Here is a 13,021-nt window from a genome sequence, read left to right as displayed (position 1 = left end):
TTTCTGCGCGATGCCTTACAGGCTGCATTCATTTGCCAGGTCCCCGGTTGTTGGCCGGGCGATCGTCTTGCTGGCGGGCGGCTTCGCATTCCCCTTGTTTTCCACCCAGTTTTCCAGGGCGATAAACGCTGCCCGGTAGCAGGGGGCGATTGGCCGCAGGCGGTCGGGGAAAACGTCGTACAGCTGGTCGACATGGTTGCCGTCTTCCACCACGTAGTAACGATGCAGATGGCCGCGTCCTGACGCCTTCACCAGCTCTGCGTACGGATCGGAGTTGGTGCGGATGGGAAGCAGCGAGTCCAGCATTCCATGCAGCGTGATCATCGGTTTGCCGATGCGTCCGGTCAGCGATACACGGGCGACGGCATCCTTGACCTGCTGCGGCCGCAAGGCGTAGTCGTAGTCGGCGTCGCAGTACAGGGTGCCCGACAGGCAGAAGGGTACGCCTGCTTCGAGTGGCCCGTCATAGCCGGGATCGATCTCTTCCCGATACGTGCGCTGCGTCAGGTCCCAGTACACCGCGTAGTGGTGCTCCCAGAGGAATTCGGATCCGGGCGCAAAGCCTGCGGCAATAATCCGGTCGTGGGCGTCCCGGCTCAGCGTGGCCCGATAGGCCGGGTAATACTTCAGCGCGGCCGGCAGGAAGGTGAACAGGTTCGGTCCTTGCGGGCGCCAGTGCGGTCCTTCCCAGTCGACGCCACCGTCGTAGAGGTCGGGACGGTTTTCAAGCGCGTACCGGGTCAGGTAGCCGCCGTTGGAAATGCCCGTCATGTAGGTATGTGTCGGAGAGCGGCCGTAGCGCTGGGCTGCGACCTGTTTCGCCGCGATTGTCAGTTCAGTGACGCGCCGGTGCCATTCAGCGATGGCTTCCCCCGGCGTCGCGCCATCCTTGTAGAAACTGGTTCCGCTATTCCCCTTGTCCGTTGCCGCAAAGGCGTAGCCGCGCGCGAGCACCCAGTCGCTGATCAGGTAATCCGTTGCGTATTGCCGGCGCACACCGGGTGCGCCGGTGATGACCAGCTTGCCGTTCCAGTTGTCAGGGAGGCGGATCACGAACTGCGCGTCGTGATTCCAGCCGTGATAGGTGTTGGCGGCGGACGTGTCCGGGAAATAGCCGTCAATCTGGATGCCGGGTACGGCACCGGGTGGATTCCGCGTGGCTTGCGAATGGAGGGGCAACCAGTCGCTTGCATCCGTTCGTCCGGCGGCGGTGAGGTAAGGCGTCGTCAGGTCGTCGAGGCACGTGGTTTCCTGCCGTTCCGCTCCGGGCACCTGCAGCGTATTCAGGGTTGAACAGTCGGCGGAATAGGCGGGAAGGGCGATGAGGGCGGTTGCTGCAAGGGCGCCGAGGCAGAGGAGTTTCATTGTTTGTGTCTCCGGATGAATGTCCTATGCACTCTGACAACATGCAAAAACGACAGTTCTCGTGAACACTTTGCTGCGCCTCACCTCCGAAAATCCCTCAATCTCATATGGGTATTTGACTCAGATCAATGTTGCCAAAAATCACCTAACCGTACACTGGCCGCATCGACATGCATCAGGAGAACGGACATGACGCAGGAAGATCCGCATAAACCATTCGTCATCGAGTGGCGCCAGGGATTCAAGGTGAATATCGAGCAGGTGGACGACGAGCATCAGCACCTCTTCACGCTGGTGAAGGCGCTGAACCTGGAGTCCGTGCAGCAGACGGTGGAAGAACTCCTGGATTACGTCGTCGTCCATTTTTCCAACGAGCAGGCGCTGATGGAGAAGAGCGGCTATCCGGCCTTCGAGCAGCACTTGAAACTGCACGAGGACTTCGCCAGCCATGTCGCGGACTTCCTTGGCAATGGCGACGCCTGGACAGAGGATCGCGTGCAGGAATTGCGCCGCTTCCTCAACAAATGGCTGGTCGGCCACATCATGACGCACGATCTGCGCTTCGGAAAATGGTACGCCGAGCACGTCGCGCCTGAGAAGGCGGCGGAGCAACGGCAGGTCTCACTCGCAGAAAAGGCCGCCGCCATCAGTGCACAGTTGCACCCGCAGGAGCGCAGCGCACCGGAAGCGAAGCATCGCGGATTCTTCGCGACGCTCTTCGGACTGCGCTAGGAGCAGGACGGCAACAGCCTTCGCACCGCATCCAGCGCGCCCGGATCATCTTCACCCGCGGCGTTCCGCGTGAACGCGCATCCGTAATTCGCGCTGCCGACCGCCGCCGGGTCCAGCACATCATCGCCGCCCGGTTTCGCGCCAGTCAGGTCCCAGTTCACCAGCGCCTGGAAGGCTTCGACCAGTTCCGCAATCGTAAAGTCGCAATGTCCGGGAGTGCGGATGGCGCGTTGCACCAGCCAGCGATCGCTGCCGTTTGCGATCGCGCGCCGCTTGTAGATCTGTTGCATGCTGAACGGGACGAACAGGTCCCCGAGTCCTGCCAGGGTGACGACCGGGACATCGAACTGTCCGTTGACCTTGGGCACCCAGCGCAATCCGACGCTGCGGCGCGGATTGGCATCGGGCGCCGCCGCCACGCGCAGGATAGTTGCATTCATCGTCTGCTCCTCCGCCGAGAGCGCGGGGTCACCATCAAGCTGATAAACCACGCCCGTGGTGTCGGCAATGTTCTTGTTCAGGACCCCGTCGATGGTCCCGTCGTCACCAAAGCGCCGCCAGACCGGGTCCTGCATCGGCTTGAGGCGGAAACTGTCCTCGGCAATCGGGCGCGGACCGCCAGTCAGGCTGACGAAGGCCGCCATCAGCTTGCGCCCCTGGTCCGTCGGGATGGCCGGGAAGATGCGCCACAGCTCGCGCTTGATGCGGTCCTCCTTGCTGGCGAAATCGGTAACCGGGAACGTTGTTGCAGGTACCCCCGCAAGATATTGCGCCGCGAGCTGATAAGCAGTGGCATAACCGAACAGGTCGGTATCGCCCACGTTGGCGCACATCGGCAGCGCGCCGTTGTATTTCACCTTGCTGATCGCCGTTTCCAGAGACTCTCGCTCGACCGCGGCGGCGGCGACATGGCCGCCCATCGAAGCGCCAACGATATAGAGCTTGGACGGCGCTGCCAGCGGCCGGTTGTTCTGCGCGGCGATGGACGTGAAGGCGAGTGCGAGCGCGTTTGTATCCTCAAGGCCCGCCTGGACGTCGTAGCCGTTCTTGCTGAACGTGGAAGCGGCCCAGGCGTAGCCGTTCTCCACCAGGTAGCGGCGGATCGGGATGTCCTGCACCTTCAGCACCGGGTCGATTCCGTCGTAACCATGGGCGTACAGGACCAGCCTGCCGTTCCAGTTCTTCGGCACCTCGACGCGATACCCGGCGCCGTTCAGGACCCCATGCCAGCGGTCGGTTTCCGCTGTCACGCCACCCATGGGACCGAATGGCAGGTGCGCGGGATCGAGGGTAAACGTCCGCGATTCCTGCAGCCTGACCGGCGGCGTCGCGCCCGCGGCCGGAGCGGCGGGCGCTGGCGCCGGCTCCGCGGCGGCAGGTTCATCGTCGTCTTTTCCGCCGCATCCCGCGAGCAGCAGGAGCGCCATGCACAAGGCCGTTGTTCTTTTCATTGTCCACCTCAGAAATTGTCCGGCGCGTCACGGCCGCTATTGAAAGGTATTGAGGGACGGAACCACGGATTTATCCGGCGAGTCGGACAAGGGATGACAATTGTCAAAGAGTTGCCCCGACAGCTGGCATAACGCTGTCGGAAAGCGAAGATGACTGTAAGCAAGATGACAGGAAAGCGGTGCTATTCTCGACATGATTTGCTTGTGGACAACGAAGAACAGGACAAGGACAAGGAGAAGGCGATGGCGAGCGCATCAGGAGAACGTATTCCGGCAACCCTGATTCCCGGTGACGGGATCGGGCCGGAGGTGACCAAGGCAACAGTGGACGTCCTCGACGCGCTGGGTTCGCCTTTTGTCTGGGAGACGCAAACGGCGGGCATGGCCGCGATTGATGCCGGCGGCGATCCCTTGCCTGCTGCCACGCTGGACAGCGTCCGCCGTACGAAGCTGGCGCTCAAGGGGCCCCTGACAACACCCGTGGGCGGGGGCTTCCGTTCAGTCAACGTACGTCTGCGCGAAGAGTTCAAGCTCTACGCCAACCTGCGTCCGGCCAAGACGATCATTCCCGGCCGGTACGAGGACATCGACATCGTCCTCGTGCGGGAAAACATCGAAGGTCTCTACGTAGCGCATGAATACTTCGTGCCGGTCGGCTCGGACCCGCGTGCCGTAGCGGTATCCACCGGCGTGAACACGCGCGAAGGCTGCCGCCGCATTGCACGTTTCGCCTTTGAGTACGCGGTGAAGAACGGCCGCAAGAAAATCACCATCGTGCACAAGGCCAATGTGCTGAAGGCGCTGACCGGCATTTTCCTCGAGGCGGCGCGTGATGTAGCGAAGGAATACGAGGGGCGCGTCGCCGTCGACGACCGCATTGTCGATGCCTGCGCCATGCAGCTTGTCCTCAACCCATGGCAGTTCGACATGCTGCTATGTACGAACCTGTTCGGTGACATTCTTTCCGACCAGCTCGCCGGTCTGATTGGTGGCCTCGGCATGGCCCCTGGCGCGAACATTGGCGAACAGGCGGCAATCTTCGAAGCGGTACACGGCTCGGCGCCAGACATTGCGGGCAAGGGCGTCGCCAACCCCGTGTCGCTGCTGCTGGCCGCCGCAATGATGCTGGATCACGTCAGCAAGCCGGATCTCGCCGGACGCATTCGCGACGGTATCCGGAAGACGCTGCTCGAGGACAACGTGAGGACGCGTGACCTTGGTGGTACGGCGTCAACATCAGAATTTACCGCGGCGCTGATCAAGCGCCTCTAAAGCTTATGCATGCAGCTCGGCGGCCGTCACCATGGCCGCACGAGTTGCATGCCCATCACGACGTTTTTCCTCCTTCCTGTCCCGTACTGCCGGTATTGCGCTCGGTGCGCGCCTTGCCGGGCGGTGTCCGTTTTGTGTTCCTGAACTCGCTGTACTTGGTCCCGGTCTTGTCGGCGGGATACTTGTTTTTCGTATTGATGGCCATGGAATTCCTCCTGTGAAAAGGCTATTGCACGAACATCATTAGGGCAGCGTTCGACGAGAAGGTTTCGTCATGCGTTGGCAATGAAAGACACATCCTTGCAACGCGAGTGGATGTAAACATAGAAAAACCTTTCAGTCTATAATGAGAATCGTTATCATTCGTATTCTCCAGATCAAGGATTTTCATGAAAATTGCGCTTCGTTCTGCCGTCGCAGCCGCTGTTGCCACCCTTGCTGCCGCCGTTCCCGCCCATGCGGAAGACAACGTGCTCAACCTCTATTCGGCACGGCATTACCAGACCGACCAAATGCTGTACGACCAGTTCACGAAGCAGACCGGCATCAAGATCAACCGCATCGAAGCCGACGACAACGCATTGCTGGAGCGGCTGCGTACCGAAGGCCGCAACAGTCCTGCCGACGTCATCCTGATGGTCGACGCCGCGCGACTATGGCGAGCCCAGGCTGAGGGCCTGTTCCAGGCGGTGCGTTCGAAAGTGCTTGACGAGCGCATTCCGCAGAACCTGCGCGGCGGCGATGAAGGGCAGGGCGCACAGTGGTACGGTTTCTCGACGCGCGCGCGCATGATCGTCTACAACAAGGTCAACGTGAAGAAGGACGACGTCCTGACCTACGAATCCCTTGCCGATCCCAAAAACAAGGGCAAGGTCTGCACGCGTTCCGGTTCGCATCCGTACATGCTTTCCCTGATCGGCGCGCTGATCGAGCGTAACGGCGAACAGGCGACGGAAAAATGGGCGCAGGGCATGGTCAGCAATTTCGCCCGTCCCCCGCGCGGCGGCGACACGGACCAGATCAACGGCGTGGCCACCGGCGAGTGCGGTGTTGCGCTGGTCAACTCCTACTACTACGCCCGCATGCTGCGTTCCACCAGGGCGGAAGACCGCGATGCCATCAACAAGGTGGGATTCGTCTGGCCAAACCAGGACACGTCCGGCACGCACATCAATGTCGCGGGCGGCGCTGTCGCGCGCAATGCGCCGCACCGCGAGGCGGCCGTCAAATTCCTTGAATACCTGACCACCGATGAGGCCCAGGCGTATTTCGCCAACGGCAATAACGAATGGCCTGCCGTCGCCACGACCGTGGTGAAAAATCCGGCGTTGCAGGGACTGGGCAAGTTCAAGGCGGAGAACGTCCCGGTCACTGCCATCGGCAAGAACCAGATCGCCGCGCAAAAAATTCTCGACCGCGCCGGCTACAAATAACCAGATTTCCAAATAGGGCACGCGTTGGCGCGCCCTTCATTATCAACTGTCGTCGCCAGCCATTCTTTCGATAGCCAGCCAGACGAATAAAAATCGAGGTATGGCAATGAAAGAAAAGTCCGGGAAACGCCCCGTTTCCGTAATTCCGCAACTCGCGGATCCATCGCATCGTCCTGCCGGCGAACGCCGTCTGGCCGGCCTCCCGCTCGGCGCGGTGATGCTGGCCGTTTCCGTTTCCAGCATGGCGCAGACCAACGCGCCGGAGCAGGTGATGTCCACGGTGAACGTCAAGGGCGTCAAGGAAACCCAAAGCAAGGAATCCGTGCGCACTACCACGACCAGCATCGGAAAGGGCCAGCAGGACATCAAGGACATTCCGCAGTCGGTGACCGTGATGACGGAAAAGCTGATGGACGACGCCAAGCTGTCGACGCTGCGCGAAGCGCTGCACTACACCGCCGGCATTACCTTTGCCGCAACCGAGAACGGCACCGACCAGGACATCCGCATGCGCGGCTTCCCGGTGGCGACGACCGGCGACCTGCTGATCGACGGCATGCGTGATCCGTCGCAGTACGACCGCGACACCTTTAACTACGACCGCGTCGAAGTGATGCGTGGATCGGCTTCCATGCTGTTCGGCCGCGGCTCTACCGGCGGCGTGATCAACCAGGTCACCAAGCGCCCCTTCCTCGCCGATCAGCATGAAGTGTCGACAACTGTCGGCACACACGGCAACAAGCGCGTGACCGGTGACTTCGACTTCAAGACCGGCGACGATGCGGCCGTGCGCCTGAACGTCATGCGTAACGTCGCCGACAACAAGGGGGCCGAAATCGACAAGTACGGCGTGGCGCCGAGCTTCAGCTGGGGTATCGGCACGCGGGACGAGTTCAATGTCGGCCTGTTCCATCTCAACACCGACAATATTCCGCCGGCGGGCATTGCCTATCTTGGCGGCGCGGTACCGGATATCGAGGCGGGCAATTTCTATGGGACGCGCAGCGATTACGCGCTGGGCAAGGCCACTTATGCGAACTTCGCGCATATCCACCGCTTCGGCGATGGTGCCGAGCTGCGCAGCCAGGTACGGAGCGGCAAGTTCGACCGCTCGCAATGGAGCTCACGTGCAGCGTTCGCCGCCGGCACGACCTCGGCCAACCTGAACGCGAATACGGTCCTGCAGCGCAATGGCCTCGCACCGCGCAAGGACGAGTACCGCGGCACCTATGCGCAGAGCGATTACAGCGACAAGTTCAACTGGTTCGGCGTGCAGCACGCACTCCTTGCCGGCGTCGACGCTGCCGTGGAAGAGGCTGACCGCTTCGGCGCTTTCGGCGCCGTCGTCACCGGCTTCAACAAGGGAACGACCCTGGTCGGTACGCCCAATGACGGCACCACCTTTGGCGTGACGCCGGCATACCGTTCGACCAGCGCCTACGAGGCGAAGTCCTTCGGTGCCTACGTGCAGGACGTGGTGCAGGTTGCCCCGGCGTGGAAGGTGCTGGGCGGTATCCGCTTCGACAAGTTCAGCGGTGATTTCGACCAGATCAGCTATTCCGCCGCCGGAGTGCCGACGCGCGTCACTTCCAGCCTGTCCGAATCGCCGGTCAGCTACCGGACCGGGGTGCTGTTCCAGCCGACGAATGCCGCGTCCTTCCACCTGTCCTACGGCACGTCGTTCAATACCGCAGCGGACACCTACCAGTACGTGACGCCGCAGAATGCGAACACGCCGCCGGAGAAGAGCCGCAACATCGAGCTCGGCGCCAAGCTGGACTGGCTCGACGGCAAGCTGTCCACGCGCGGCGCGCTGTTCCGTACGGAGAAGTACAACGAGCGCACGACGGATTCCGACTTTGCCGGCTCGGCCTACCTGTTGTCCGGACGCCGCCATTCAACGGGTGTGGAATTCGACGTGATCGGACGCCTGGCGCCGCAGTGGGAGGTGTACATGTCGTATTCGTACATCCACAAGGCAACCATTGATGCAGTCGGCAGCTCGACCGCCGTGCCCGCTGGCCTGACGTCGCTCGTTGGCGCACCGGTCGGCCTCACGCCAAAGCATACCGGCGCGTTGTGGTTGAGCTACCAGGCGACGCCGGAATTGCGCATTGCCGGCGGCATCCATGGCGCTTCCGTGAATCGTCCGTTGCTGGGGACGTCGGGCGCAGCCAGCCAGACTGCGAAAGCTCCGGGCTACGTGGTCGGCGACCTGATGGCAGAGTACGTCATCGACGACACCTGGACGGCACAGCTCAACATCAACAACGTCACCAACAAGACTTACGGCGACCAGCTCTATCCGGGCTTCTCCATCAGCGGTCCGGCACGCACGGCGCTGCTGACGCTCGTGGCGCGCTTCTAAGTCTTTCATTGAGTCACACAACATGCTTCTTCATCTGAAAAACGTCTTGTCGAAAGATGAAGTCCGCAGGGCGAGGGAAGTCCTCGCCCGCGCCTCCTGGGCAGACGGACGGACAACCTCGGGCCCGCAGGCGGTGCAGGCCAAGAACAACCTGCAGTTGCCCGAACAGTGCGAGGAAGCGCAAGTGGTGCGCGATCTGGTGCTGTATGCGCTGGACCGCCACCCGACATTCTTTCCGGCGGCCTTGCCGAAACGCATCGCGCCGCCGATGTTCAACCGGTATGGCGGCGAGGCCAATACCTATGGCAATCACGTGGACACCTCGGTGCGCTACCTGGCCGACGGCAGCAAGGTGCGGACCGACGTGTCGTGCACGGTGTTTCTCAGCGAACCCGATGAGTACGACGGCGGCGAACTCGTGATCGAAGACAATTATCTCGACCGTCGCATCAAATTCCCTGCCGGTGACATGGTCCTGTATCCCGCATCCACGGTGCATCGCGTCGAACCGGTGACCCGTGGCGAACGAATCGCCAGCTTCTTGTGGGTGGAGAGCATGGTGCGCTCCACCGAGCAGCGCGAACTGCTGTTCAACATGGATTCCGCGCTGATACGCCTGCGCACGATGGTCGGAGAGTCGGATCCCGCAGTCGTCGGCCTGACCAGCACGTACCACAACCTGCTCAGGATGTGGGGGGACACTTGATGCACGTTCCCGCCGTCGAACCGATTCCGCCCGAACTCGTGACGCTGGATGACCACGAGCGGCATGCGCGCGAAAAGCTCGATGACAATGCCTGGGCCTATTTCGCCGGCGGCGCGGGAGATGAAATCACGGCGCGCGCGAACCGCAGTGCGTGGGACGCCATGCCCTTGCAGACGCGCGTGCTGCGCGACCTGAGAGGCGGCCATACACGTGTGCGACTGCTGGGACGCACGCTCGCGCATCCCATCCTGCTTGCGCCGGTAGCCTTCCAGCGCATGGCCCATCGCGACGGTGAAATCGCTTCCGCAATTGCGGCAGGAATGCAGGGGGCCGGCATGGTCCTGAGCAGTCAGGCGAGCGTTTCGCTGGAACATGTTGCACAAGCCTACCTCGGCGAACCATCGCATGGACCGCTCTGGTTCCAGCTGTATTTCCAGCACGACCGCGCATTCACGCTTGAGCTCGTTCAGCGCGCAGAACAGGCCGGTTACGAAGCCCTGGTTATCACTGTGGACGCGCCATGCAGCGGCGCCCGTGACCGCGAACGGCGGGCGGCATTCACGCTGCCGCCGGGGATCTCCGCCGTCAACCTGTCCACAATGCCGCCGCCTGCGACCATTACGCTGGGCCCCGGCCAAAGCCGCATGTTCGACGGCCTGCTGCGCCATGCCCCGACCTGGGAGGATATCGAATGGCTGCGCGGCCAAACCCGCTTGCCCTTGCTGCTCAAAGGTGTTACCCATCCGCAAGACGCGCTCCTCGCCAAGGAATCGGGTGCGGCAGGGTTAATCGTCAGCAATCACGGCGGCCGCACGCTAGATACGATGCCCGCGACCGCGGCCCTTCTTCCGGCGATCCGCAATGCGGTCGGCGCCGGGTACCCGCTTCTTGTCGATGGCGGGATACGCCGCGGCACCGATGTGCTGAAGGCCGTTGCGCTTGGCGCAGACGCCGTCCTGATCGGCCGGCCCTATGTCTTCGGCCTCGCCAATGCGGGCGCGATGGGGGTGTCCCACGTACTGCGCCTGCTTCGCGACGAGCTTGAAATTGCCATGGCGCTATGCGGTTGCAGGACGCTCGATGGGGCCGGCGAGACCATCGCAACGTAGATGATCGGCTTCGGCAGCCTTCCTGTTGGCTCGCGGCATTCCTTGTTTCCAGCACGCGCATTAGCGTCTTCGCAAACCCTGCCTTCTTCGCGCAGGTAATATTTCCGACACAATGCATTCTTCCCTGCGCATGCAGGATCAACGCTCCAGTTGCTTTCCGGAATGGTATTGGGCTGGCGGAGCGTGAAGAACAGGATAACGATGGATACGAACGACGCGATCAACATCCTGCTGGTGGATGACGATCCGGCACAGCTTTTGGCGCTGAACGCGGTGCTCGAAACACTCGGGCAGACCTGCGTGCGGGCTAATTCGGGCAGCGAGGCGTTGAAACACGTGCTGCGGACCGATTTCGCCGTCATCCTGCTGGACGTGCGCATGCCCGACATCAGCGGATTCGACACGGCGCGCCTCATCCGCGACCATCCCCGGGCCAGTCACGTCCCGATCATTTTCGTGACGGCGGCGGACGACGACGCCTTTCCCGTGGAAAAGGCCTACTCGCTCGGCGCGGTCGACTATCTGACCAAACCCGTGATTCCTGCCGTGCTGCGGGCCAAGGTCGCGTTCTTTGTCGACTTGCACCGCAAGACACGCGAGCTGGCCCGCATCGAGCGCGAACGTCATGCCGCGGCCTTGAGCGCCAAGGACGAACGCATACGCCTCATCCTCGGCAATACCAAGGAGTACGCCTTCATCGTGACTGACGCGCACGGGCGGATCACGGAATGGGAAGGTGGCGCCGAGCGCATCACCGGCTGGTCGCCGGAGCAGGCCGTGGGCCGCTCGACTGAACTGATCTATACGGCCGACGACCGTGCAGTCGGCTGTCCGCAGGATGAGATGGAGCAGGCGATGCACGCCGGCCGCGCCGAAGGCAAGCGCTGGTATGTGCGCAAGGACGGCTCGCGGTTTTTCGCCGACGGCGTCACGATTGCCCTTAAGGATCCGGCCGGGGAATTGCGCGGTTACGCGATGATCTTCCACGATGCGACGAACGAGCGGCTGGCTGCCGACGCCTTGATGGCGAGCGAGCGACGCTTGCGCCTGTCGACGGAAGCTGCCGAACTGGGCTTGTGGGTCTGGGATTCGGCGTCGGACCGGGTGACGTGGGAGAACGCGCGGCTGATTGAAATCTTCGGATTTTCCAAAGAGGATGCGCCTGCGGACATGGCCGGTTTCATGTCGGGATTCCTCCATCCCGAGGACGCGCCGGCACTGCAACAGGCGATTGCGCACACGATGGATGGCGGCGACCGGCTGCGCTTCCAGGGACGCTTTTTCCGCAGGCCGGGGCACGAGCTGCGCTGGATCGACATGACGGGTTTGCTTCAGCTCTCGACGGACGGGGAGTCGCCTCGGATCCTGGGGACGGCCGCCGATATCACCGATCGCAAGCGCGCCGAAGAAGCGCTGAGACGCCTGGCTGAGGATCTTTCGACGGCCGATCGGCGCAAGACGGAATTCCTGGCGATCCTTGCGCACGAATTGCGCAATCCCCTGGCGCCCATCCGGTCCGGACTCGAACTGATCCGCCTCGCCGGAGACAATGCCGAAACCGTTTCCCGGGTACGCGAAATGATGGACCGCCAGCTCGGCCATCTTGTCCACCTGGTCGACGACTTGCTGGACATCGCTCGCATTGCCGGAAACAAGCTTGAGCTCAAGATACAGCGCGTCGAGCTCAAGAGCATGGTGAACAGCGCGGTGGAAACCAGCCAGCCGCTGATCGAGGGCGGCGGACATGCATTTTCGATCGACCTGCCGGATGAGGACCTGTATCTCGATGTCGACCCGATCCGCATCGCGCAGGTGATCGGCAATCTCTTGAACAACGCCGCCAAATATACGCCGCCCGGCGGTTCGATCGGCCTGGCGGCCACACGCGCAGGCGATGAAGCGGTCATTGATGTGTTCGACACGGGAATCGGCATTCCCGCGGACGCGATTGCGGAAGTGTTTGACATGTTTACGCAGGTCGAACGCTCGACACACGCTGTCCACGGCGGTCTAGGGATCGGCCTCAGCCTGGTTCGCCGCCTGGTGGAGCAGCACGGCGGCAGCGTATCGGCAGCCAGTCCGGGCCCGGGACGAGGCAGCACGTTTACGGTTCGCCTGCCCCTTGCCGTGGACGGTTCGGGACATGATGCCGCGCCCGCCGGCGACGCCCTGAGTGGCACGTCGCCGCAGTCAAGATCGCTCCGCGTGCTGGTCGCGGACGACAACTTGGACGCGGCTGACACGTTGGCGGCGTTGCTTGAACAGAGCGGCCATAGCGTTCGTCTCGCCGGAGATGGCGCCCAGGCGCTGGAGCTGGCCCGCGAATTCCACCCGGATATCGCATTCCTCGACATTGGCATGCCAGGCATGAGCGGATATGAAGTCGCGCGGGCCTTCCGTCACCTGCCGGGGGGCGCCGCCGTGGTACTGGTCGCGGTGACGGGTTGGGGGACGGAAGAGGACCGCGCGCGGTCAAGGGCGGCGGGTTTCAATCTTCATTTGACCAAGCCCGTTTCCATGACGGAGATCGATCGCTTGCTGGCGTCGACGATGACCGCGCTGGCAACCACGTAAGCGTTCGTCTT

General features: G+C 62.4%; 10 protein-coding genes. 7 read left to right on the top strand and 3 right to left on the bottom strand.

Annotation, left to right across the window (positions count from 1 at the left end):
* Positions 1-15 precede the first annotated feature (15 nt).
* Positions 16-1,365 carry a tannase/feruloyl esterase family alpha/beta hydrolase gene (locus ACNOHI_RS22270; protein WP_420476909.1) on the bottom strand — a complete coding sequence of 450 codons (1,350 nt, stop codon included), beginning with the start codon at positions 1,363-1,365 and terminating at the stop codon, positions 16-18.
* Between the two features lie 189 nt (positions 1,366-1,554).
* Here ACNOHI_RS22270 and ACNOHI_RS22265 point away from each other — a divergent pair, with 189 nt between their 5' ends.
* Positions 1,555-2,097, top strand: coding sequence for a bacteriohemerythrin (locus ACNOHI_RS22265; protein ID WP_420476908.1), 543 nt, complete (start codon positions 1,555-1,557; stop codon positions 2,095-2,097).
* Here the strand turns inward: ACNOHI_RS22265 and ACNOHI_RS22260 are convergent.
* Positions 2,094-3,548 carry an alpha/beta hydrolase gene (locus ACNOHI_RS22260; RefSeq protein WP_420476907.1) on the bottom strand — a complete coding sequence of 485 codons (1,455 nt, stop codon included), beginning with the start codon at positions 3,546-3,548 and terminating at the stop codon, positions 2,094-2,096. The genes ACNOHI_RS22265 and ACNOHI_RS22260 overlap by 4 nt on opposite strands.
* A 243-nt stretch (positions 3,549-3,791) precedes the next feature.
* Here ACNOHI_RS22260 and ACNOHI_RS22255 point away from each other — a divergent pair, with 243 nt between their 5' ends.
* Complete coding sequence (locus ACNOHI_RS22255; RefSeq protein WP_420476976.1) at positions 3,792-4,820, top strand: isocitrate/isopropylmalate dehydrogenase family protein; 1,029 nt, start codon at positions 3,792-3,794, stop codon at positions 4,818-4,820.
* Between the two features lie 55 nt (positions 4,821-4,875).
* Here the strand turns inward: ACNOHI_RS22255 and ACNOHI_RS22250 are convergent, their stop codons facing one another.
* Positions 4,876-5,025 (bottom strand): hypothetical protein, encoded by a 150-nt coding sequence (locus ACNOHI_RS22250; RefSeq protein WP_420476906.1) that lies wholly within the window; start codon positions 5,023-5,025, stop codon positions 4,876-4,878.
* A 184-nt stretch (positions 5,026-5,209) separates the two neighbouring features.
* On the opposite strand from ACNOHI_RS22250, the gene ACNOHI_RS22245 reads away from it, so the two are divergent.
* The 5 genes from ACNOHI_RS22245 (at position 5,210) to ACNOHI_RS22225 (ending at position 13,010) form a co-directional block, all read left to right on the top strand.
* A complete protein-coding gene (locus tag ACNOHI_RS22245) occupies positions 5,210-6,253 on the top strand; it encodes an extracellular solute-binding protein (protein ID WP_420476905.1) in 1,044 nt (347 codons plus the stop codon).
* A 106-nt stretch (positions 6,254-6,359) separates the two neighbouring features.
* Positions 6,360-8,621: a TonB-dependent receptor gene (locus ACNOHI_RS22240; protein ID WP_420476904.1), complete on the top strand. Its 2,262-nt coding sequence runs from the start codon at positions 6,360-6,362 to the stop codon at positions 8,619-8,621.
* Positions 8,622-8,643: 22 nt separating this feature from the next.
* On the top strand, positions 8,644-9,327 hold the full coding sequence (locus ACNOHI_RS22235; RefSeq protein WP_420476903.1) for a Fe2+-dependent dioxygenase: 684 nt from the start codon (positions 8,644-8,646) through the stop codon (positions 9,325-9,327).
* The gene (locus ACNOHI_RS22230; protein WP_420476902.1) at positions 9,327-10,436 is read left to right on the top strand and encodes an alpha-hydroxy acid oxidase; all 1,110 of its coding nucleotides are present in this window, start codon (positions 9,327-9,329) and stop codon (positions 10,434-10,436) included. Before ACNOHI_RS22235 ends, ACNOHI_RS22230 begins: the two co-directional genes overlap by 1 nt.
* Positions 10,437-10,637: 201 nt before the next feature.
* On the top strand, positions 10,638-13,010 hold the full coding sequence (locus ACNOHI_RS22225; protein WP_420476901.1) for a response regulator: 2,373 nt from the start codon (positions 10,638-10,640) through the stop codon (positions 13,008-13,010).
* The last annotated feature ends 11 nt before the right edge of the window (positions 13,011-13,021 follow it).

It is taken from the genome of Noviherbaspirillum sp. ST9 (assembly GCF_048799745.1).
Classification (GTDB): Bacteria; Pseudomonadota; Gammaproteobacteria; order Burkholderiales; family Burkholderiaceae_D; genus Noviherbaspirillum.
The sequence above is the reverse complement of the archived record's forward strand: the minus strand, read 5'-3'. Positions and strand labels throughout refer to the sequence as shown.

Excerpts from the sequence above, each read along its gene's own strand:
- ACNOHI_RS22270 (WP_420476909.1), bottom strand. The coding sequence starts at position 1,365 with ATGAAACTCCTCTGCCTCGGCGCCCTTGCAGCAACCGCCCTCATCGCC.
- ACNOHI_RS22265 (WP_420476908.1), top strand. The coding sequence starts at position 1,555 with ATGACGCAGGAAGATCCGCATAAACCATTCGTCATCGAGTGGCGCCAG.
- ACNOHI_RS22260 (WP_420476907.1), bottom strand. The coding sequence starts at position 3,548 with ATGAAAAGAACAACGGCCTTGTGCATGGCGCTCCTGCTGCTCGCGGGA.
- ACNOHI_RS22255 (WP_420476976.1), top strand. The coding sequence starts at position 3,792 with ATGGCGAGCGCATCAGGAGAACGTATTCCGGCAACCCTGATTCCCGGT.
- ACNOHI_RS22250 (WP_420476906.1), bottom strand. The coding sequence starts at position 5,025 with ATGGCCATCAATACGAAAAACAAGTATCCCGCCGACAAGACCGGGACC.
- ACNOHI_RS22245 (WP_420476905.1), top strand. The coding sequence starts at position 5,210 with ATGAAAATTGCGCTTCGTTCTGCCGTCGCAGCCGCTGTTGCCACCCTT.
- ACNOHI_RS22240 (WP_420476904.1), top strand. The coding sequence starts at position 6,360 with ATGAAAGAAAAGTCCGGGAAACGCCCCGTTTCCGTAATTCCGCAACTC.
- ACNOHI_RS22235 (WP_420476903.1), top strand. The coding sequence starts at position 8,644 with ATGCTTCTTCATCTGAAAAACGTCTTGTCGAAAGATGAAGTCCGCAGG.
- ACNOHI_RS22230 (WP_420476902.1), top strand. The coding sequence starts at position 9,327 with ATGCACGTTCCCGCCGTCGAACCGATTCCGCCCGAACTCGTGACGCTG.
- ACNOHI_RS22225 (WP_420476901.1), top strand. The coding sequence starts at position 10,638 with ATGGATACGAACGACGCGATCAACATCCTGCTGGTGGATGACGATCCG.